Raw genomic sequence first — 22,228 nt, 5'->3', positions numbered from 1 at the left:
CGTCGACATGCCGGCCGGCGCCGGTCAGTTTGCGGGCGCGGTCTTCACCTCCACGCCCTTGCCCGCTTCCAGCGTCGCGCCGGTGGACGTGGACTGGCTCGTGCTGGAATAGCCGCCTTCGACGCTGGCCGCGCCGGTGCCGCTCTTCTCGCCGTCCTTGCTGCTGCCGGAGACGCCGATGCCGGCCGCGAAGCCCGAGCTGGTGCTGCTGCTCGTGCTCTTCGCATCCTTGAAGTCGACCGAGCCGCCGGTCACCTTTGCCGTGCCGTCCGCCTTCATTCGGGTGCCCTCGAAGCTGGCCTGTCCGCCCGCGCTCAAGGTCAGGTTGCCGCCCGACTTGACGCTGCCGGTGACGGCCTGGCTGGCATGGCTGGTGTCGTTCTGGAACCCGCCTTCCGCCGTCAAGCCCGCGGACGATTCGCCGCCCTTGCCGCCGCCTTTGCCGCCGCCTTCGCCGCCGCCGCCCGACAGTTCGATGCCGGCCTGGAACGAGCTGGAGCTGCTGGACGAGCTGCTTTCGTTGCGCGCCGCGTCCATCGTCAGCATGCCGCCGGCGCTGACCGTGGCGTCGCCCTTGGCCGCGATGTCGGTGCCTTCGAAGTGCGCGTCGCCCTGCGTCTTGACGACCAGTCCCGCGCCGGACTGGATGCCGCCCGTGACGGCCGTCGACGAGTTCGCGCTGGCGCTGGACTTGTCGAAGCCGCCGCTGGCGCCGCCCTCGACGGTCTTGGACCCCACGCCGACGCCGATGTTGGCCGACGCGTTGATGGTCTGGTCGCTCGAGCTGCTGCTGGACGTGTCGTGCGCGGCCTTGTAGTCCAGCGACTTGGCGCCGATTTCGACGCCGCCGTCGCCCTTGATCTTGGTGCCTTCCATCGTCGTGGCGCCGGTCGACGTGCTGGTGACCTTGCCGCCCGCGTGGATGGTCGACACCACCGCCTTGCTGCTGTTCGCGCTGGACGACGATTGCGTGCCCGTGTACTGCGCCTCGACGCCGACGCTGGCACCCGCGCCCGACTCGCCCGTGGCGTCGGCGCTGGCGCCGGCGTCCGCGTACACGCCGATGCGCGCCTCGTGCGACGACGACGCGCTGTTCGACCAGCTGGTGTTGGCGGCCGCCTTGCTGTCGATCGTCGTGGCGGACTGGGTGAAGTTGCCCGCCGCGTCGATGTTGGTGCCCACGTCCGTGATGTTGCCCGTCGCCGTGCGCGTGACGTCGCCGTTGCCCGAGCGGATCGTCGACACCTGCGCCGTCGTCGTGCCCGACGCGTCCGTCGAATCCGAATGGCGGGCCTGCAGGCCCACGCCGGCCTTGGCGTCCGCGGACGCTGACGCGCTGCCGCCCAGCATGCCGGACGACGCGCCCGCTTCGGCCTTGGCGCCGCCGCTGATGTACAGGCCGGCCGACGTCTTGGTCGTCGTGGTGGTCGTCTGGTCGACGTCGGTCGCGGCGGTGAACGACATGTCCTTCGCCTTCACGGCGACGCCCTTGTCGCCGCTCAGGTCCGAGCCCTGCACGCTCAACTTGTCGGCGGCGTTGATGTTCAACTTGCCGTTCGCATTGATCGTGGTGCCGTTGTTGTGGATGTTCAGGCTGTCCGTCTGCGTGGTCTTGGTGCGCATGACGTCGATCGTCGTGTCCGAGTTGGCGCCCGCTTCGGCGCCGGCGGCCGACACCATGCCGGTGCGCGCGCCGGCGCTGGCCGACGCGTCGTTGTTCGAGTCCGCGTACAGGCCGATCTGCGTCGTCGTCGTCTTGCTGCTGGAGGTGTGCACGTCCTGCGACGCGAGCACGTTGACGTTCTTCGCGTCCAGGTTGGCGTCGCCGCCCGTGTTCACCTTGGCGCCCTGCAGCGTGATGTCCTTGTCGGCCTTCACCTTCAAGTCCTTGCCGACGTTGATTTCCGAACCGACGGCGTGCGCGTTGTAGTCGGAGCTGGTGGTCGTCTTGGTCTCGGCCAGGGTGACGCCCGCGCTGCCGGACGCGCTGGCGCCCGCATGCGCTTCCGCGCCCACGCCCACGCCGGCCTTGCTGCCGACGCCCTTGCCGGCAGTCGCGCCCGCGCCCGCGGACGAGTCGCCGCCGGCGCCATCCAGCTTCAGGAAGCTCGTCGTCTTGGTGGTCGTGGTCGTGCGGTCGACGTCCTGGCCGGCCAGCACCTGCACCTGGTCCGCCTGGATGTCGGCGCCGCCGCCCACGTTCAGTTTCGACCCCTGCAGGGTGAGGGTGGCGCCGCTCTTGATGGCGGCGTCGCCCTTGACGGCTATGCCGGCGGCCACGTTGCGGCCCTGGAAGTTGTCGGTGGTCGTCGACGTATTGCCGAACAGGCCGCCGCCGACGCCGAGGCCGGAGTGCTCCGAATAGCTCGTCGCTTCGCGCGTGTCCTGGCGCGAGATGACGTTGACGCCGCCCTTGGCGTCCAGCGCCAGGTCGCCGCCGACCTTCACCTGCGAGCCCGCGATCGTGGTGTCGCCGCCGCTCTTGATCTTGAGGTTGCCGCCGCTCGTCAGGTTCGACCCGATGTTGGTCGTCGTGGCGAGGCTGCTGCCGCTGCCTTCGCCGCCCAGCAGGCCGGCGCTGCGGTGCATGGTCGCGTCGGCGGTCGTGTTCTGGATCGTGTCGAACGACACCTTGCCGCCGGCGGCCAGGCTGGCGTCTCCGCCCGCCTTGACGTCGGCGCCCTTGACGACGATGTCCTTGCCCGCGTCGAGATTCAGCTTGCCCGTCGCTTCGATGCCCGCGGCCGCGCCGATGGTCGTGTGCGCGAAGTCCTTGCCGCCGCGCGTCTCGGCCACTGTCTGGTTGACGATGCTGCCGTCGGTCGACTTGACCGAGACGTCGCCGCCCTTGATCTTGCCGCCCGTGTTGGTGATGTCGCCCTTGGCGGTGATGTCCAGCTTGTCGCCCTTGATCGTGCCGCCCGTGTTCGTGACCGAGCCGGCGTCGATCTTCATGTTGGTGGCCGAGAGCACCGGACCGTCGCCTTCGATGGCGTCCTTGGTCGACTTGGCGAGGTAGACGACCGGCGCGACGACCTTCTGGCCGCCCACGACGGTTTCGACCATCCAGACCATGTCTTCCTTCAGGTTCGCGACCTGGTCCGGGCTCGGCGCCTGGCCGTACACGAGGCCCAGCTTGGCCGCCTGGTCGGACGCGTTGTCCATCAGCGCCTGCATCTGCGCCGCCTCGCTGTCCATGCCTTTCAGGACGTTGGCGCCGGTCTGGGCGATCAGCTGGTCGCGCACGAGCTTCGCCTCGTAGTTGGCGTCGCCCAGTCGCTTGATTTCCTTGTCCGGATTGATGTGCAGGAGTTTCGTCAGGTAGTCGGAGCCGACCGAGTTGCTGCCGGCGCCGAACAGCGGATTCGTCTCGACGAGGTATTGCGAATTCGGGTTCTTGGCCGTGACGAAGTAGCCGTTCGGGTTCGTCGGGAGGTTCAGGTTCAGGCCTTGGAACTGCTGCGCCGGCGCGGCCGCGACGTTTTGCGTCCTCGCGTCCGCCGGCAGCCTGTTGACGAGCGCCGAGAGCGTGCTGCCGAGCGGCGTGCCCGCCAGCGGATTCGCGGCGACGGCGCTGTCGGCGCCCACCGATTGCGCCTGCGTGCCCTGCTGGTACGGCGAGCCGAGGTTCATCAGGCTGCCGCCGGTGAACGTCAGGTTGGTCGCGTAGATGCCGGCCTTCCACTTCTGGATCACGTGGCGGCCCGTCTCCATCAGGTGCGCGGCCGCCTGCGCCGCGCCCGCGCTGCCGGCGGAACCGGTGAAGCAGCCGCCGTCCAGGCATCCGTATTGCGCATCCGTGGTCGGGTAGCTGTAGTAGTACTCGTCGGGATCGAACAGGTGGCCGATCTTGCTCATGTGCCAGCGGCGGTCGTAGTCGATCTGTTCCAGGTGCAGGTCCGTATTGGTGAACGTGCCGCTGCCGCTGATGTTGACGTTCGGCGCCGAGATCAGCGAGGCCTGGTTGGCGCCCGACCGGCCATAGTTGACGTTGATGGTGCGGGCCGCGATGACCTGGCCGAACTGCGTGGGCATCGCCCCGTCCAGGCCCTGGATCCAGCTCTCGGGCTGGTCCCACGTGACGTTGTGGTCGCACCCCATGTCGAAGAGCGCGCAATTGCCTTCCCAGTCGTACGGCGCGGTGAGTGCGCCGGGGACGACCTGGGCGATGATCACGTTCGGTACCCGGCCCGTCGGCAGGTTGTTGAAGGCGTCGGTCGTGTTGATCGTCGTGTCGCGCAGCGCGATCACGGTGTTGTAGTTGTTGAAGGTGCCCGCATTGACCGCGATGTCGTTGGCGTCCATCGTGCCGGTCATCGTGTTGTTGTAGAGCTGTCCCGCCGCGTTCACGGTCAGCGCGGCGCCAGCGTACAGCGCGCCCGCGTTGTCGAAGCCGGCGCCGGTCGCCGTCGTCGTCAGGTTCGCTTCCGACGAGATGCCGCCCGTGCCCGTGTTGTCGAGGCGCGGCGCGGACACGGCCAGGTCGCCGGCCGTGTGGATCGCGCCTTCGTTGCGCACGCTGTTGGTGCCGGCGATCGTGCTCGCGCTGCCGTCCATGCCCATCAGGACGACGGCGCCGCTGCCCTGGTTGACGACGTCGGTGCCGCTCAGGATGCCCGCGCCGTTGGCCTGGACGCGGCCCTGGTTCGTGAGGGTGCCGGCGTACACGCCGAGGGTGTCGCCGAACAGCGTGCCGCTATTGGTCAGGTAGGCGGCGGAGCCGGACGCGGCGCCCACGTTCAGCGCGCCGGCCGCCTGGACGCGGCCGGAGTTGGTCACGCCGAAGCCCGTCGCGCCGGTCACGGTCACGCCGGACTGGCCGATGATCTTGCCGCTGTTGTCGAGGGTCGTCGCCGTCGACACGGTCAGCGCATCCTGGGCCTGGACCTGGCTGGCGTTGACGATGGACCCCGTGCTCGAAGTCAGGCTCGCGCTGCCGCTGGAGGCGATGGTGCCCGTGTTGCCGATGGTGCCGCCGCGCAGCGTCAGCGCCGATCCGGCATCCGTCGTCTGCAGCGCGAGGCTGTTCGTGAGCGCGCCGCTGGCGTCGACCGTCACGCTCGCCGCGCCCTCGGCCGTGCCGCTGTTGTCGAAGGTGGCGGCCGTCGCGGCCAGCGTGCGGCCGGACAGCACTGCGTCGGGACCGGTATTCCCGATCGCTTGCGCCGCCTGAAGCTCGAGCGCCGCGCCGGCCTTGATCTGGTAGCTGTTCGAGATCGACTGCGTCGTCGCGACGAGCGTGGCGGCGTCCGCCGAGCGGATCGTACCGTCGTTGCCGATCGACGTGCCGTGCAGGTCCAGGCTGCCGCCCGTGGCCGTCGTTTCGAGCAGGCCGCCCGTGTCGATCGAGCCGGCGCTGTCGACCGCGAGGTTCTTGCCCGCGCTGACGACGCCGCCGTTGACGAACTGGCCGGCCTTAGCGCTGAAGTTGCCGAGGGTCTGGATGACGCTCTTGTCGTCGGCGTTGCGCAGCACGGTGGCGGCGTTCATGTCCAGGCCGCCCGTGGCGAGGAGCTGGCCGCGGTTCGTCAGCGTGGACGCTGTCGACTTGACGCTGGCCGTGCCGGCCGCCTGCACGGTGCCGGCGTTGGTGACGATCCCGCCGGTCAGCGCGAGGCTGCCGCCGGTCGCCAAGGTCTGGATCGCATTCATGTTGGTGAAGGTGCCGCGGGCCAGCACGGTCACGTCGTTGCCGGCCTGGATGGTGCCGGTGTTGTCGACGTCGTACGCGGCCACCGAGACGCTGTCGCGGCCCGCGAGGACGCTGGCGACGCCGTCGTTGGTCAGTCTGGTGCCCGCCGCGATGCCGACGGTCGCGCCCTGGATCAGTGCCCGGTTGTCGATGTCCGCGGCGCTCGTCAGCGTGGCGGCGCCCGCGGCCGCGACCGTGCCCGTGTTGGCGATGCCGCCGGCCGTCAGCGCGAGCGTGCCGTCCGCGCCGCCGCTTGTTGCCGCCGTCGTCAGGAGATTGCCGCTGTTCGTCGCGCTGCCGGCAAGGTTGACGGTGAGGGCGCCGGCCGATTGCACGGTGCCCGCATTGGCGAGGCTCGCAGCCCGCAGTACGACGTCCTTGCCGGCGCCCGTGCCGAGCAAGGTGGCGCCGGCGGCGTTCGTGACGGCGTCGCTCGCGGTGATGGTCATCCCGTCGGTGGCTTGCATCGCGCCGGCGTTGGCCAGCGTCGTCGCGTCGATCGCGATGGTGTCGGCGAGCGCGCGCCCCGTGTTGGTGACAACGGCGGCCTGCGCGGCGCCGACGGTCAATGCGCCCTGCGCCTGCAGCAGGCCGCTGTTGGTCAACTGCAGCGGCGCGGCGCCGCCGCCGTCGATGGCGAGGGCGCCGCCGGCCAGCACGTTGCCGGCGTTGTCGATGGCCGTCGCGGCACGCAGCGCCGTGTCGGCGGCGGACGTCAGTTGCGTCGGCGCCGTGATGTGCAGGGCGCCGCCGCGCGCCCGCACGTCCAGCTTGTCGGCGGTGGTGGCCTTGGTGTCGTCGAGCGTGATGTCGCCGTTGGCGCCGAGGGACAGCGCGCGCGCGCCGCCGCTGGAGCCGGCCCCGCTGTACAGCGTGGCGTGCGTGGCCGCGATGGTGTCGGCGTCGAGGCCGAACGCGCCGCCCGCGCCCCAGGTGGTGCCGGCCAGGGTGGCGGTACCCGCGACCTTGACGTCGACGGCGGCGTTGGCGCTGCGCGTCGCGTTGGCGGCCGACGTGTCGGCGAGGCTGGCGGCCTGGATCGCCAGGTCGTTGCCGGCCTTGAGCGCGGCGTCGGTCAGCTGGACGCCGCCGGCCGCCGTGACCTTCAGGTCGTGCGCGGCGCTGACGGATGTGTTGGCGCCGCTGATTTCGACCTGGCCGGCATCGGTGCCGCCGGTCTGCGTGAGCGCGACGTCGCGCGCCGCCGACACGCGGCCCTGCATGAGAACCTTGCCGGCCGCGTCGATGCGGAAATCGTCCGCGCTCGCCGCCGCGTCGCCCAGCATGCGCACGCCCACGCCGGCCTCGGTCGCGATCAGCCGGATGCGGCCCGCGTACATGCCGCCCAGCGCCGTCGAATCGATCGCGTACTGCGGCTTGCCGGCGCCCGACGCGATGGTGCCGGCGACGTTGCGGCCGTCGTAATGCCATTCGATCGGGCCGGTGAACACACCGAGTTCGCCGTTGTCTGCCACGTTGACCTGGCCGTCGATCTTGACGGCGCGTGCGACGAGGTCGAGGATCTGCTGGGCGCTCGCGTTGACGCCCGCGCCGCCGATCGCGATGTCGCCGCGGCTGACGTTAAAGCCGATCAGGTTGCCGTCCGCGGCCCACACGGGCGCGCCGGTCGTCAGGGTGACGCGGTCGGTGTTGATGAAACCGCAGCCCGTGCAGGTCAGGCCGTTCGGGTTGACGACGATGACGTCGGCCCGGTTGCCGTACACCTCGGTGTAGCCGGCCAGGGTGGAGCGGTTGGTCGACGTGACCTCGTTCAGGATGACCTTCGCGGCGTCCTTGAGGTTCGTGTTGCCGACCAGGCCTCCGGCCAGCTGGGACTGGCCGACCGCAGCCTGCTTGAACGGCGTGTTGTTCAGCACGAGGCCATTGGCCTCGACGTTGTAGGTGTTGAACGTGTTGTGCGAGATGCCGGCGCCGTTCGGCGTGTCGATGTTCACGACCGGCACGCCGTTCGGCGCGATATACGTGTTGGTCTTGCCGCCGGCGGGGACGACGGAGGTCGGCGTCTGGATCTGGGCCCAGGCGGGATCGGGGGCGGCGGCGAGGCCCGCCAGCGCGGCGGCCAGCACGGGCGCGGAAGCCTTGACGGCGCGGCCAGACTTGCCGCGCCCGCGGGCGGTTTCGGCGGCGATGACGAAGGCGCCGCGGGCGGCGCTCCAGACGTGGCGATACGAGCGGTTCATGGTCTCGGTGCTTTCAAATCTCGATGTTGAGGCGGACCCAGGTCAGGGTGCCTTCGTGCTGGAAGGCTTGCGGTTGGTGCAGGGCGCGCGTGGCCGACACGTCCAGCGACGTGCGCTTGAACGCGATGTTCAGCCCCAGCGCGGCCCCGGTGAGCGTGCCGTCCGGGTTGCCGGCCACGCGGTTCTTGACCCGGCCCGCGTCGAAGCCGGCGTAGGCGCGCAGCGGCAGCGACTGGCCGAACAGCGGCAGCACGGGCCGCACGAAGAATTCGTTGCGCACGTAGGCGCCGTGGTCGCCGGACAGCGTGTTGTTGTAGTAGCCGCGCACGGTGTACGGGCCGCCGATCAGCATCTGCTCGGAGCCGAACAGCGTGTCGCGCGCGTACTGGCCCGTCAGGCTGGACGACACGCCCGCATCCAGGCTGCCTATCCTGAAAGGCCGCAACCAGTTGGCATTCAGCGTGACCTTGCCGAATTGCGCGCGCGGCGCGCTGCCGGCCAGGCCGTCCGCGTCGTGCAGGGCGCCGGCGATGCCCAGGCCGCGCGAGTAGCCCAGGTCGACGGACAGCGCGCCGCCCAGCAGCTCGGTGGTGGCCGTGCCGCCCAGGTCGAACACCGACAGCTTGCGGCTGCTGACGCCGAGCAGTTCGCCGCCCAGGTAGTTCTTGCTGTCCTTGACGGCCAGGTTGCCGTACACGCCGGCGCGGGTGACCTGGTTGCGGTACAGGAGCTGGTCGACGCGCAGCGACGCATTGCGCGACCGGCCCTGGAATTTCAGCGCCTCGCCGCTGGGCAGCTGCACGGTGCTGACGAATTCGGCGTCGCTGGCCGTCGCCGTGAACGTGGTCCAGCGGAACGGGACGATCGCGGTCACGCTCTTGCTCTCCGAACCCTTGTGCTCCATGTCGTTCGGCTGCGAACGGCGGTAGGTGGCCAGCAGCAGCTCGTTGAGGCCGAGGATGCCGTCCGTGCTGAGCGCGAAGCCGGCCTGGTTGCGGCCCGTGCTTTCCGAGCCCGTGTTGTCGCCGGACAGGCTGGCGTGCACGGGGCGCGTCGGCTTGTTGTGGATGACGACGGTGCTCTCGCCCGGCGCGGCGCCCGGCTGGATGTCCAGCGTGGCGTTGTTCGACGACAGGCGGTTGACCTGGTCGATACCCTGTTCGATGTCGCGCAGGTTGAGCAGGCCGCCGGCCGGCGGGAACACGTTCCACGGATTGATGCGGGCGCCGTCGTCGACCTTGAGCGCGCCGAGGCGGCCTTCGATCACGAGGATCTCGAGGCGCTTCTTGCCGAGATCCTGCGCCGGCAGGTAGGCGCGGGTGGTGACGTAGCCGCGGTCGATGTAGTCCTTGGTGATGAGGCCGAGGATCGTTTCGATTTCGGCGACGCCGAGGCAGCGGTGGCTGAATTTCGCGTCGATCTCGGCGCGCACCGCGGGCGACAGGCCCGGCGCGCCGTTGATCCGGATGACGTCGATGTCGTGGCAGCGCGGGCCCGCGCCGGACGCGTCGACCGGGGGATGCAGGCGGCTCGTGTCGATGCCGGGTTCGTTGCGCTCGCGCGGCTTCGCCGCTTCGATGTCGCGTTTGAGGCGCTCGTCCTGCTGGCGTTGCAGCACGTCGGCGCGCTGCGCGGCCGCGGCCGGGTCGATGCCCGTCTGGGCGTACAGGTCGGGAGTGACGGCAAAGGCGGCCGCGAGGGCACAGGCGAGCCGTGTCGGAAACTGGGAGATGGCCATGGAGCGCGAAGAAATCCTGGAAGTGGTCGAAGACGCCGGCGCGCGTTGGCGGCGCGGCCGGGAACGTGCAGCGTGCCTCCGGATTTTCCGATTTGCCCGCTGGAAACGTTCTAGATCTTAACGACGCACGGTCGCGTTTGTCACGACGAATTCCGCCTTGCTGCACGGGTTGATGCTGTTAAGCAACGAACTTTAGGATGACCGTGTCAACTTATTCATATCCGAGAATGGAATATTCTCGAACAGGCAAGATTGCGAAAATGGCTATTTCGAATTTGCGCACGCTCGTGCGCGCGGGACGCGACGGGCGGCGCTGCGCCGCCCGTCGGAGATGGGGGAGGGGGGCCGGCGCCGCCGGTTACGGCTTGGCCGCCGGGCAGTAGCGCTCGACGTATTGCTGGTGCGGCGGCAGCTGCGACGCGGTGCGGCGCACGTTGGTGCGGATGCCGTCCAGGAAGCCGCGCAGTTCCTCGTCGCCCATCAGGTCCGCGCTCGGGTGCCAGCGTTCGGGCGTGAGGCCCTGGCCCAGCATCACCTGCACCCACGAGTTTTCGGCGAACAGCTCGTTCGCGTAGCGGAACACGCGGCCGCCGTCGCGGAACAGGTCGATGCGGTGCTGCAGGCTGTCCGGCACGGCCATTGTCGCCGCGTCGTGCCAGTACGGCGAGTCATGCCGGTTCGTGACCTTGTAGTGCAGGATGATGAAGTCGCGGATCGTGCGGATGTCGTCCTCGCTTTGCGCGTTGAACTCGTCGATGTCGGACTGCTGGATGCCGTGCGACGGGAACGCCTGCAGCAGGCGCACGATGCCGCGCTGGATCAGGTGGATGCTGGTCGACTCGATCGGCTCCAGGAAGCCGGCCGCGAGGCCCAGGCCGATGCAGTTGCCGGCCCAGACTCGCTTGCGCTGGCCGGGCGTGAAGCGGATCACGCGCGGCTCCGTGAGCACCTTGCCCTCGATATTGCCGAGCAGCGTCTTGTGCGCGGTGTCCTCGTCGACGTAGCGGCTCGAAAAGACGATGCCGTTGCCCGTGCGGTGCTGCAGCGGGATGCGCCACTGCCAGCCCCAGTCGTGCGCCATTGAGCGGGTCAGCGGCACGGCCGGGCCGGTGGATTCCGTCTGCACGGCGATCGCGCAGTCGTTGAACAGCCAGCGCGACCAGTCGTCGTATTCCACGCCCATGGTCTGGCCCAGCAGCAGCGAACGGAAGCCCGTGCAGTCGATGAACAGGTCGCCCTCGACGCGCGTGCCCGAGTCCAGCACGAGCGCGGTGATGTGGCCCGTGGCCGGGTCGGTGTCCACCCTGGCGATCTTCGCCTCGATGCGTTCGGCGCCGAAATGCTCGGAGAAGCGGCGCAGGTAGCGCGAATAGCGCGTGGCGTCCAGGTGGTAGGCGTAGTTGATGCCCTGGTTCGGCAGGTGGCCGAAGCGCTTTTCCTGGGCCGCGACGAGTTCCAGGCAGTAGTCGCCGTAGTCGGTGGCCAGGCCGCGGTCGCGGCCTTTCAGCCAGAAGTGCTGGAAGCCCGCGGTCCAGTGGTCCGTGCCCGTCATGCCGAACGAGTGGATGTAGTCCTCGCCGCGCGCGCGCCAGCCCTCGAAGCTGATGCCCAGCTTGAACGTCGCCTGCGTGGCCGCCATGAATTCCTGTTCGCCGATGTCGAGCAGGCGGTGGAAGTGCACGAGGCTGGGGATCGTCGCCTCGCCCACGCCCACCGTGCCGATGTCGTCCGACTCGACGAGCTTGATGTCGAGGACCTTGCCGAGGGTGCGCGACAGCGCCGCCGCGGCCATCCAGCCGGCCGTGCCGCCGCCCGCGATCACGACGCGGCGGATCGGGCGGCCGCGGCCCTGTTCGTTGATGTTCTCCATGTTATCTCCTGGCTTTGTCTGTCTCGTTCTATCGGTTGATACGCTTGAGCAGCTGCCCGCGCAGCACGCGGGCGCCGTCGTCGTCGAGCGGCGACAGCGCATAGCGCGCGTGCTCCGGCAGGTGCGCGAGGTTGGCCGGATCCGGCTCGAAGATATAGTGGCGGAAGATTTCCTGCCACGCGCGGCGCTGCTCGGGCGGCAGTTCGCGCATCGTCAGGATCGCGAGCATCAGCGCGTTGACCGGTGTGTCCATGTAGTCCGGCGACTGGCGCCACCAGTAGTTCACGAGCACGTTGAACGCGGACAGCGCCTCCACGTGGTGCCACCACATGGACGGCACGAACAGCGCGTCGCCCGGCCCCATCTCGGCTACTTCCGCGTGCGCCAGCGCCTCGGCGTAGCGCGGGAAGCGCTCGAAGTCCGGATTGCGCACGTCGACGAGGCTGATGGCCTGGCCGGCCGGGTTGAAGTCGAGCGGACCGACGTACAGGTTCTTCAGCTGGTCGGGCGGGAACAGGGTGAAGCGGCGCTCGCCGACGGCGACGACGGCGATGTTGTCCGGCAGGTCGTAATGCGTGGCGACGACCGTGCGGTTGCCGATCCAGATGCTGGCCAGCGCGTCGCGCCCGCCCAGGTCGACGTCGTTGGCGGCGCGCAGGCCGGGCAGGGCGGTGTCGACCGACGTCGAGCCGACGTAGATCGCGCCCGGATCCGGCCGCGCGCGGTGGGCGGCCAGCTCGTCCAGCACCTGGTCGAGCCGCGCGCGCACGTTGTGGAAGTTGAAGCCGGTGATCGTGTCGTTGTAGAAGAAGCGGCCCCCGATCTGGGGCGGGCCCAGCATCGCATTCACGGTCGCGTCACGATAAAAGCCGCGCAGGTAGGCCTCCGCGCTCTCCGCCGACTCGCGTCCGGCGCGCACGAGCGGCCAGTCGGCGGCCAGGCCCCGCACGACGTATGGGCGGGTGGCGCGCAGCATCTCGTCCGGCAGCTTGCCGTCGACGATTGCCACCTCGCGCACGTGTTTAACGGAGGACGTCATTGGCGCGGTTCTTCCGTTGGATCAGGCCGCGGAACTGGGACAGCGACGCCACCATCATGTACACGGCCTGCAGATAGCCGTCGCGGTGCAGGCGCGCGAGCTGCTCGGCGGACAGCGTGGCGAGGCGGTCTTCGTTGATCGTGTAGAAGCCGGCCAGGCGGTTCTGCGAGCCGTCGTCCAGCTCCACGTCGAGCACGAACGATTCGATCAGTTCCAGTTCGACGAGCGCGCCGACGAAGGCGCGCGAAGCGGCGAGGCCCTCGTGGATGGTGCGCAGCACGGAGCTGATGCGCTCCAGGTATTCGCTCGTGCCGCCGTAGGTGAGGAACAAAGGCTCGCCCTCGATGCCGCCGTCGCGCACGCGCGGGCTGTCCAGGTCGATGTGGACGGACAGCTCGTCGCCGCCGCGGCCGATCATGAAGGGCTGGCGCTCGACCGTCAGCGGGATCGTCGGCGCGTCCCAGCCGTTCGGGCCGAGGAACAGGTTTTCGCCCTGTTCGAAGCCGAGCAACGCGATCGCATCGTAGCCGCCGTTGCCGTCCTGGGCGAAGACGATGGGGTAGCAGGCTTGCAAGTCGCGGAATTCGGCCGGGAAGGTCAGGGCGGACATCACGGCGTCGCCGTACGCTGCGCCGCGGGTGGTGACGATGCGCAGGTTCTTGTGGTCGACGTTGTTCAGGGGTGCATGGTTGGCCATCGGTCTCGTAGTCTCTCTCGTTGTCGTTGTCATGGTGGCATGCGGCGCCGGCGTCTAACCCGGCGGCATGCCGTACTGGCGGATGTGGTCGAGCATCTCGCGGTTCGCGGGCAGCTGCGGCAGCATGCGGGCGGTGAGCCGCGCGGCCTCGCGGAAATACTGGTCGGCGCGCGCCGGCGCATCGGACGCGCGCTCCGTGAATTCGGGCGTGAAGCCCATCCCGTACAGGATGTATTGCCAGCTGGCGGACGGGAAGATCTCCTCGATGCGCGGGAAGTCGCGCCGCGACGGCGCGCGCGTGCGCCACAGCGCGAGCAGCTCGCGCAGGCGCGCCGACTGCGTGCGCGCGGCGCGGTGGTCAATCCAGTAGGCGGAATCCGTGCGCTTCGACAGCACGTAGTGCAGCTTGAGGAAATCGATGATGCGCTCCCACCGGTACAGGAAGGCGTCGTTGAAGCGCGTCGCGATCGTGTCCATCTGCGCGCGCGTGGCGGGCAGGTCGTCCGCCAGCCAGGCGGCCGACAGTTCCACCAGCGCGAGCGCGGACGCTTCCAGCGGCTCGATGAATCCGGCGGACAGGCCGATGGCGACGACGTTGCGCTCCCAGAAGCGCGCGCGGTAGCCGGGGTCGAACGCGATCCGGCGCGGCGTGGGGATGTCGATGCCGCCCAGATAGGCGCGCAGCGTGCGTTCGGCCTCGTCGTCGCTGCAGTGGGTGCTGGAATACACGTGGCCGATGCCGCGCCGCGTCGGCAGGCCGATGTCCCAGATCCAGCCGCAGGCCTGGGCCGTGGAAGTGGTCTGCGACGGGATGGGCGTGTCGGGCGCGGCGTAGGGCACTTGCACGGCCAGGGCGCGGTCGTTGAACAGCACGTCGCGCTGCGACACGAAGGGCACGCCGTAGTGGCGGCCGATCAGCAGCGCGGCCATGCCCGTGCAGTCGACGAACAGGTCGCCCTCGATGGTGCCCGCCTCGCGCGTGCGCAGCGCGGCGATGTCGCCGTCGCCGGTCGGCACGATGTCGTCGACGTGGGCCAGCACATGGCGCACGCGCAGCTTGTCGACGCAATGCTGTTGCAGGAAGACGCCGAACTTGCCCGCGTCCAGGTGGTAGCTGTAGTTGGCGACGCCCGCGAATTCCGGCGTCTGCGGCTGCTTCGGCGCGCGGCCCTGCTTGCACAGGTGCGGCTGGTAGCTGACGAGATCCGCGAACGGGACGTCGCGGTGCCCCTGGCGCCAGGCGGCCGCCAGATTGGCCTCGCCATAGCCCTGGGGCAGGGAAAAGGGGTGGAAATAGACGTCGTCGGCGCCGCCGTCGACCCAGCGGTCGAAGCGCGAACCCTGCTTGAAGGCGACGTCGCATTCGCGGAAGAAGGCGGCTTCGGAGACCTTGATGCGCTGCAGGGTCTCGCGCATGGACGGCCACGTGCCTTCGCCGACGCCGATCGGCGGCACGCCCGGCGATTCGACGAGCGTGACGGACAGACGCGGGTGCTCGGCCGCGAGGACGGCGGCCGTCAGCCAGCCGGCGGAGCCGCCGCCGACCACCACGACGTGTTCGATGGGTTTACTCATCTCAGCTTCCTATTTCCGGTGGGCCGCATGAGTCTACCCGAAATTGCTGTATTTGGAACAACTTTTTATACGCTGAAACCGATTACGGCAGACTGCACATCCGCCGCAGGGCGGTCTTCTCCCTGCGGCGGACGCTGTGGCCGGAACGCTACATCAGAACTTGTAGCGCGCGCCCACCATGTAGCGCGGACCCGACTGCGTCACGTACAACGCCTGGGTCGACGTGCGGCCGTGCACGCGGGTCGTCTCGTTCGTCAGGTTGATGCCTTCGAACTGCAGGCTCAGTTTCGACGTCAGATTGTAGCCCACGGAGAGGTCCAGCTGGCCATACGGTTCGACGTAGTTGGGGTTCGGGCCGGAGCCGTCGAACGTCGACGACAGGAACTCGCCGCGCCAGTTGTACGCCGCGCGCACGTTCCACTTGTCGTTCTCGAAGATACCCACGAGGTTGGCCGAGTTCGACAGGCCGACCAGCGCGAACTGCTCGCCCATGCTGGTGTTGTCGTAGCGCAGTCCGGAATGCACGTACGTATAGTTCGCCGAGATGCCGAAGCCGGTGTTGCCGAACATGTGCTGGAGGTTGAATTCCAGGCCGTTCAGGCTCGCCTTCTTCTGGTTCGAGAACGTCGTGATCCGGAAGTGCGCGACCGGGTCGCCCGGCTGGCCGACGATGTTGCCGGTCGGGTTGCCGCTGCTGTCCACGCCCGTCACCGTCACGCCCGGCGCCGTCGGGTGGTGCGTGAAGATGTAGTTGCGGATGCAGCCCGTGTCCGCGCCGCAGCCGGAAGCCGAGGCCTCGTTCCACAGCGCGCCGCCGACCGGCGTATGCAGGTTGAACGGCGTGGCGTCGATCTGCGACTGGCCGGCGTAGTTCTCCAGGTCTTTATAGAACGCGTTGACGGAGACGAAGCTGTCCTTGGCGTAGTACCACTCCCACGACAGGTCGAAGTTCTTCGACTTGACGGGCTTCAGCGCCGGATTGCCTTGCGAGCCCGTGCCGCCGTCGGCACGCGCCAGCGCATTCAGGATCTGGCCGCCGGCGATCTGGTCGTAGCGCGGACGGCCGATCGTTTCGCCATAGCTCGCGCGCACCTTCATGTCGTCGCGCACGTCCATGTCCCAGTCGATCGACGGCAGCAGGTTGTGGTACTTGCCGGTCAAGGTCGTGAACGACGGGGCGCCGAACTGCACCGGGAACTCGTTCGCGGAGACCATCGTGATCGACGTCGCCGTCGGCACGAGCGCGGTGGAGGTGACGTCCGTCTTCTCGTAGCGCACGCCGATCGCGGTGTGCATCGGCATCGCCGTATCCCAGTCCGTGTTGAACTGCAGGTACAGGCTCTTCGACTTTTCCTCGGTGCGCTGGTCGGTGTCGAACGTGTTCTTCGGCAGGTACATCTCGGGCATGCCGGACGCCTTCGCCACCACGTCGCGCACCTGGCCGAAGTTGAACGTGTAGAAGTTGTTGAACAGGTTCGGGTTCTGGCTGCCGGCCAGCTGGTCGAAGTACTGGCGCACCGTGTCGGCGTGCCACAGGCTGCTCGGGTAGTCGGACGGCTTGGTCGCGCCGGTCCACGAGTCGCGCTGCTGGTTCGAGAACGCGGAGCGGTTCTTGACGTTGACGGCGCCGACGCCGAAGTTCAGGTTCGACGAGTCCAGCATGCGCAGGCGGCCCTTGAACTGGACCTGCGACACGTCACCCTTCATGTAGCCGTTCTGGAACACGGAGCCCGTGACCTGCTGCGGCGCGTTCACGAAGTCGGCGCCCTTGATCGACAGGACCGGGAACTCCTGCGAGAAGTCGGCCGTCGTGTCGCCGCGCGAGAAGCTCGCGGTGCCCAGCGTGTTGTTGGAACCGAACGGGCTGTCGGCCTTCGATTCGGCGGTCGAGTGGTGCGCGTCGAATTCCAGCTTGAGGTTCTTGGTCGCGCGCCACTGGGTGTTGAAGCCCAGCGACTTGTTCTGCGTCTTGGTGGCGAAGTCGGCGCCGCCCATCGCGATGTCGCTGTTCCCGGCCGGGATGAATTCGGTGTACACGAGCGGCGCCGCGACCGGGCCGTTGGTCCAGGTGGACGCGGACGGGCCGAAGTTGAACCAGGCGGAAACGTCGTTGCGCCGCGTCTGCAGCTTGTTTTCCGAATAGGTGTAGTCGAGGGTCGTGGTCAGTGCCTTGACCGGCGCCCACTGCAGCGTGAGCTGGCCGTTGGTGCGCTGGCGCTTCACGCCCGTCATGCTGTAGTTGAGGTTCTGCGGCACCTCGTAGATGTCGGTCGCCTTCGGATGGTTGACGACGTTGCCCGCGCCAGCCGTGCCGGCGTTCGGGATCGTGCCCCAGTTGTTCTCGTCGCCGCGGAACGGGCCGCGCCAGCCGTTGCTCACGGCCGCCTGGTTGAACCCCAGGTTGCGTTCCTGGTAGCTGGCGGACGCGCCCAGGCCCCAGTGGCCGTCCTTCGACGTCGTCGAATAGATGCCCGAGAATTCCGGCGTGACCGACTTGCTGGCCTTGACGTCGCCGGGCAGGTTGTCGTTCGACTTGTCGTAGACGCCCTTGATGCCGATGCTCGACCAGGTGCCCAGCTTGTCCAGCGGACGGGCCGTGATCACGTTGACGGTGGCGCCGATGCCGCCGGTCGGGGTCTCCGCGCGGCTGGTCTTGTAGACCTGTAGCTGCGAGATGGCTTCCGAGGCGAGGTTCGAGAAGTCGAACGAGCGGCCGTTCAGGTCGCCCAGGTTCGACGTCGGCATCTGGCGGCCGTTCAGCAGCACCATGTTGAAGTCGGGGCCGACGCCGCGCACGGTGATCTTCTGGCCTTCGCCGTTGACGCGGTCGATCGACACGCCGGAGATGCGCTGCAGCGATTCGGCCAGGTTGGTGTCGGGGAATTTGCCGATGTCTTCGGCGACGATGCCGTCGACGATGCCGTCCGACTGGCGTTTGAGGTTCAGCGACGATGCCATCGACTGGCGCAGGCCGGTCACGACGACTTGCTGGACGGCCGTGGTGGGGATGTCGCCGCCGCGGCTGTCTTCGGCCGCGGTCGTCTGTGCATGGGCCGGAATGAGGGCGGCGCACGCGCTCGCCACGGCCAGGCTCATCAGTTTTTGGTTTGCCTTGGGGTAATACATTAGGTCTCCTCGATTTTTATCTGTTTGTTCGTCACCGCTTCAGCGCTCCCTGTCTTCAAATGCTTCGCTCCTCCCTGTCCATACGGTTCCCGACGTGGAAACGTTTCCATACCGTGAATGAATCTTATGATCAGAAGAAATAACTGTCAACGGGATATTCAAAAGTTCGTGGCCGAAACCGGGGCGTTGCGTGCCCTGCGCGCAACAGTCGGCAGGAACGGACGTGTTTGACATCGAAAAAACAGCGGTGCTATATTGGAAATGGCCTGGAAGCGTTTCCAAGTGGCAGCCTTTTTAATAACCCAACCTGTAGGGTGGGCACCCTGTGCCCACCACGCGTTACTGCGGCGCATAGTTTTGGTGGGCGGGGGCCGCCCACCCTACGTGTTCGCACATAGCGCGCTCGGTTCTAAGCTCACCCATGAAGGAGAAGTCATGACGATGGTCCGGATCGCCGCCTTGTGCGCGACCTTGTGCCTGGCGCTGCCGGCCCGCGCGCAGGCACCCGCGCCGCTGCCCACGCAACCGCCCGGCTGGGTGCTGGACTGGAGCGACGAATTCGACGGCCCCGGGCTCGACAAGTCGAAATGGGTGCCCGAGACGGGCGGCGACGGCTGGGGCAACCACGAACTGGAGTTCTACACGGCGCGCCCGGAGAACCTGCGCGTCGACGGCGGCAACCTCGTCATCGAAGCGCGCCGCGAAGCCTTCGGCGGCCGCCATTACACGTCCGCCCGCATCAAGACGGCCGGCCGGTTCGAACGCACGTACGGCCGCTACGAGGCGCGCATCAAGATACCGCGCGGGCAGGGCATGTGGCCCGCGTTCTGGATGCTCGGCGCGGACGTCGGCAAGGTCGGCTGGCCGCGCTGCGGCGAGATCGACATCATGGAAAACATCGGCCGCGAGCCGGACGTCGTGCACGGCACCTTGCACGGCCCCGGCTACAGCGGCGACAAGGCCATCGGCAAGCCGCAGTTGCTGGACAAGGGCGTCTATGCGGACGACTTCCACGTCTACGCCGTCGAATGGGAGCCGCACGAGATCCGCTGGTATCGCGACGGCATCATGTACCACTTGGCGCGGCCCGGGACCGTGACGGGCGACTGGGTGTTCGAGCATCCGTTCTTCGTGATCCTGAACCTGGCCGTGGGCGGCGACTGGCCCGGCAATCCGGACGCCAGGACGGCGTTCCCCCAGCAGATGCTCGTGGACTACGTGCGCGTGTACAAGCGCGAGCGCTGACGCGGTCAGCGCTCCCATGGCATCATGTCGGGTTGTGGCGCCGCGCGGTGCGGTGCCGGACCGGGTTGGGAGGCGTGCATGTGGTTGGGGATGTGGTGGGCGGCGGGGTTGTCGGTATTGACGTTGGCGGGCTGCGCGCCGCCGTTGCGGCCGCTGCAATCGCTGTCCGACCCCGAGATCCAGCGCGTCATGCGGCGCGAACAGGTGCAGGGCCTGGCGCTGGCCACGATCGAAAACGGCCAGGTCGCCAAAGTGCGGGTGTTCGGCACGCGCAATGCCGCCCTCGGCCAGCCGCTGACGCCGGACACGGTCATGGCCGGCGTCTCCCTCGCGCAACCCGCGTTCGCGTACATGCTGCTGCAACTGGCGGACGAGGGGAAGCTGGACCTCGACGCGCCGGTCGCGACACTGCTGCCGCATCCGCTGCCTTCCTACCGCGAGCGTCCCTTCGATTTCTCCGGCTTGGCGGGCGACCCGCGCTGGCGCACCGTCACGCCGCGCATGCTGCTGGCGCACGGCGGCGGCTTCGCCGGCTTCCGCTGGCAGGAGCCCGACGGCCGCCTGCACATCCACTTCGACCCGGGCACGCGCTACGCCTATTCCGGCGAGGGCTATATGCTGCTGCAGCTGATCGTCGAGCGGGGCCTCGGCCTGGACGTCGGCGACGAGATGCGGCGCCGCGTGTTCGAGCGCTTCGGCATGCGCCACACGAGCATGCATTGGCGCGCGTCCTTCGCGGACAACGTGGCCGACGGTTACGGCTTCGACGGGGCCGTGCAGCCGCACGAGCGGCATTACCGGGTGCGGGTGGCGGCCGCGATGGACACGACGATCGCGGACCAGGCGAAGCTGTGGGCCGGCATCATGCGCGGCGACGGCCTGCGCCCGGACACGCGCGCCGCGTTCGCGACGGGCTGGCTCCCCATCGCGACGCGCCACCAGTTTCCCACGCTGGCCGCGGGCGACGTCGCGTGGCCGCAAAAGCTGGCGGCGAGCCTCGGCGTCGTCACCTTCGAGGATCGCTCGGGTCCGGCCTGGTTCAAGGGTGGGCACGACGACACGACGGCCGACTTCGTGCTGTGCATGGAGACGGGGCAGCGCTGCGTCGTGATGTTGTCCAACGACGTGCGCGCGGAGCGGCTGTATCCGGAACTGGGCCGGCAGGCCCTCGGTCCCGACGACATGCCGTGGAGCTGGGAATACGACTGGATGGAGGCACCCTGAACGGCGGGTGCCGCGGGCTCAGCGCGGGGTCTTGAGCATCGCCGGATAGCCGACGTCCTCGGTCGCCTTCTTGAGGTCGGCGACGGTGGTCTTGGCGTCGTCGTAGACGATCACGGCTTCGCGCTTCTCGTAGCTGACCTTCACCTTCGCCACGCCCGGCACTTTCGACAGCGCCGTCTTGATCGTGATGGGGCAGGTGGCGCAGTCCATCGTCGGCACGGTGAGCATGACGGTCTGCTGCTTGGCCGCGGCCAGCGAGGACGTCGCGGCCAGGGCGAGGAAGGCGAGGGTGCGGGAGAGTTTCATGATGAGCTGTCCTCAATAAAACAACGGGGCGATCAGCGGAAATCCGAGCAACAGCGCGACGAACAGCGCGCAGGCGACGAACACGCGGCGCATCAGCGGGCGCGTCGTCGCGCAGGCGCCGTCCGCCAGGTCGCAGGCGCGGGCCGGACGGAACACGAGCCAGCCCGCCCACCCCAGCGCGCCGACGGTGAGCGCGACGGCATACGGCGTGACGGGTTTCAGGGCCTGCAGATTGGCCATCCACGCGCCCGTCACGCCCACCAGCACGAGCACGAGCGGCACCACGCAGCACGTGGACGCCAGCAGCGACGCCAGCACGGCGACCGCGATCAGGCGGCCGGCCTTGCGTTCGGCATGGGCGGGTTGGCGGGCGAGCGTGGGCATGGCCGGATCAGAGCGCGCGCGACGTGATCGTGTACTTGAACGCGTTCGGGTCGAGCGAGTCGTACGCCTCGCCGCGGCTCTGCGCCTGCGGGTACATCAGGAAGCCGAGCTTGCCGGCGGCGGAACCCGGCAGGCGCACGTCGTGGGCGAAGTTATAGCCCATCCAGTTGCCTTCCCAGCCGCCGAACAGCGCGCGCTTGACGGGGGCGACGACGGGATCGTCCGGATCCTTGATCCAGTGCGGCGTCTCCATGCGCATGACCTTGGCCACGTCAGCCGGGTCCATCGCGACCCAGCCGTGCTGCTTCAGGTAGACCTCGGCGCGGCAGTGCTGGGCGCCTTGCAGCGCGGCCGGCTTGCCGCCCAGTTCGCGGTAGCCGAAGGCGCTGGGCGCGATGCGGATGCCGTAGACGTCGCGCGCCGGCACGCCGGACGCGCGGCACAGGCCCACGAACAGGCCGTTCAGGTCGGCGCACTTGCCGCCGAAGTTGCCCGTTTCCAGCATGGTCTTGATGTCGCCCGTGCCGCAGCCCTTCACCTTCGGCTCGCGGAACGTGTTCAGCACGATCCAGTCGTAGATGCGCTGGACTTTTTCCTCGTCCGTGCGCGCGCCCTTGGTGATCGTCAGCGACGTCTTCTTGACGATGCCGTTCAGCGGCATCAGGTCGGTGGGTTGCAGCCAAAGGCGCAGGTCTGCGGCGTCCTCGGTGCCCGGGGTGCGGGTCTTCCAGTCGGCGGCGCGGTCGCGGGTCTGCACGCGCGACACCACTTCGAGCAGCGGCGGCGCGCTGCCGTCGAATTCGGCGACGAGGAAGCGGGCGCCGTAGTGCGGATCGGTTTCCACGTGCGCCTTCGTCGCGTTGCCGGACCAGTTGTTCGACAGGCTGCGCTGCCATTCCGTGTCGATGGACGGCAGCGGAACCCACACGGTCGACGGACCGGACGCCCGCTGCAGGGCGACCTTCGTCGTCACCTCGTAGCCCTTCCAGTCGCCCGGGCGCGGATCGAAGTGGCGTTCCGGCTCCTGGGCCGCCAGCACGGTGCGCGGCAGGGCGGAGGCCAGGGCGAGGCCGCCGGCCGCTTTCAGCAGCGAACGGCGGGACGATGACGTTTTGAAGTCTTGCATGCGAA

12 protein-coding genes are annotated in these 22,228 nt (G+C 68.6%); 2 read left to right on the top strand and 10 right to left on the bottom strand.

The window, feature by feature from the left end; genetic code table 11:
- Positions 1-24: 24 nt before the first annotated feature.
- The 7 genes from ISF28_RS02995 to ISF28_RS02965 all read right to left on the bottom strand — a co-directional run bounded on the left by ISF28_RS02995 (position 25) and on the right by ISF28_RS02965 (position 17,938).
- Positions 25-7,893, bottom strand: coding sequence for a two-partner secretion domain-containing protein (locus ISF28_RS02995; RefSeq protein ID WP_198115624.1), 7,869 nt, complete (start codon positions 7,891-7,893; stop codon positions 25-27).
- A 13-nt stretch (positions 7,894-7,906) separates the two neighbouring features.
- Positions 7,907-9,631 carry a ShlB/FhaC/HecB family hemolysin secretion/activation protein gene (locus ISF28_RS02990; RefSeq protein WP_198115623.1) on the bottom strand — a complete coding sequence of 575 codons (1,725 nt, stop codon included), beginning with the start codon at positions 9,629-9,631 and terminating at the stop codon, positions 7,907-7,909.
- 358 nt (positions 9,632-9,989) lie between these two features.
- The gene (locus ISF28_RS02985; protein WP_229518822.1) at positions 9,990-11,501 is read right to left on the bottom strand and encodes a tryptophan halogenase family protein; all 1,512 of its coding nucleotides are present in this window, start codon (positions 11,499-11,501) and stop codon (positions 9,990-9,992) included.
- 28 nt (positions 11,502-11,529) lie between these two features.
- On the bottom strand, positions 11,530-12,540 hold the full coding sequence (locus ISF28_RS02980) for a cupin-like domain-containing protein (RefSeq protein ID WP_198115622.1): 1,011 nt from the start codon (positions 12,538-12,540) through the stop codon (positions 11,530-11,532).
- Positions 12,524-13,237 carry a SapC family protein gene (locus tag ISF28_RS02975; RefSeq protein WP_198115621.1) on the bottom strand — a complete coding sequence of 238 codons (714 nt, stop codon included), beginning with the start codon at positions 13,235-13,237 and terminating at the stop codon, positions 12,524-12,526. The genes ISF28_RS02980 and ISF28_RS02975 overlap by 17 nt, the downstream gene beginning before the upstream one ends.
- Positions 13,238-13,291: 54 nt before the next feature.
- Positions 13,292-14,812 (bottom strand): tryptophan halogenase family protein, encoded by a 1,521-nt coding sequence (locus tag ISF28_RS02970; RefSeq protein ID WP_198115620.1) that lies wholly within the window; start codon positions 14,810-14,812, stop codon positions 13,292-13,294.
- A gap of 153 nt (positions 14,813-14,965) precedes the next feature.
- Positions 14,966-17,938, bottom strand: a complete 2,973-nt coding sequence (locus tag ISF28_RS02965; protein WP_198115619.1) for a TonB-dependent receptor — start codon at positions 17,936-17,938, stop codon at positions 14,966-14,968.
- A 435-nt stretch (positions 17,939-18,373) separates the two neighbouring features.
- Between ISF28_RS02965 and ISF28_RS02960 the strand changes: the two genes are divergently transcribed.
- Both ISF28_RS02960 and ISF28_RS02955 read left to right on the top strand, forming a co-directional pair.
- Positions 18,374-19,183, top strand: a complete 810-nt coding sequence (locus ISF28_RS02960; RefSeq protein WP_229518821.1) for a glycoside hydrolase family 16 protein — start codon at positions 18,374-18,376, stop codon at positions 19,181-19,183.
- Positions 19,184-19,261: 78 nt separating this feature from the next.
- Positions 19,262-20,407 carry a serine hydrolase domain-containing protein gene (locus ISF28_RS02955; RefSeq protein ID WP_229518820.1) on the top strand — a complete coding sequence of 382 codons (1,146 nt, stop codon included), beginning with the start codon at positions 19,262-19,264 and terminating at the stop codon, positions 20,405-20,407.
- A gap of 18 nt (positions 20,408-20,425) precedes the next feature.
- Here the strand turns inward: ISF28_RS02955 and merP are convergent, their stop codons facing one another.
- From merP to ISF28_RS02940, 3 genes are read right to left on the bottom strand one after another with little or no spacing between them, the layout of a single operon-like run.
- Entirely contained in the window at positions 20,426-20,713 is a 288-nt protein-coding gene (gene merP / locus ISF28_RS02950) for a mercury resistance system periplasmic binding protein MerP (protein WP_198115618.1), read from the bottom strand.
- Positions 20,714-20,725: 12 nt separating this feature from the next.
- Positions 20,726-21,097 (bottom strand): mercuric transporter MerT family protein, encoded by a 372-nt coding sequence (locus ISF28_RS02945; RefSeq protein WP_198115617.1) that lies wholly within the window; start codon positions 21,095-21,097, stop codon positions 20,726-20,728.
- Between the two features lie 7 nt (positions 21,098-21,104).
- On the bottom strand, positions 21,105-22,223 hold the full coding sequence (locus ISF28_RS02940) for a transglutaminase-like domain-containing protein (RefSeq protein WP_198115616.1): 1,119 nt from the start codon (positions 22,221-22,223) through the stop codon (positions 21,105-21,107).
- Positions 22,224-22,228: the final 5 nt, after the last annotated feature.

The sequence above is a fragment of the Massilia rhizosphaerae genome, assembly GCF_016093545.1.
Lineage (GTDB): Bacteria > Pseudomonadota > Gammaproteobacteria > Burkholderiales > Burkholderiaceae_D > Telluria > Telluria rhizosphaerae.
The sequence above is the reverse complement of the archived record's forward strand: the minus strand, read 5'-3'. Positions and strand labels throughout refer to the sequence as shown.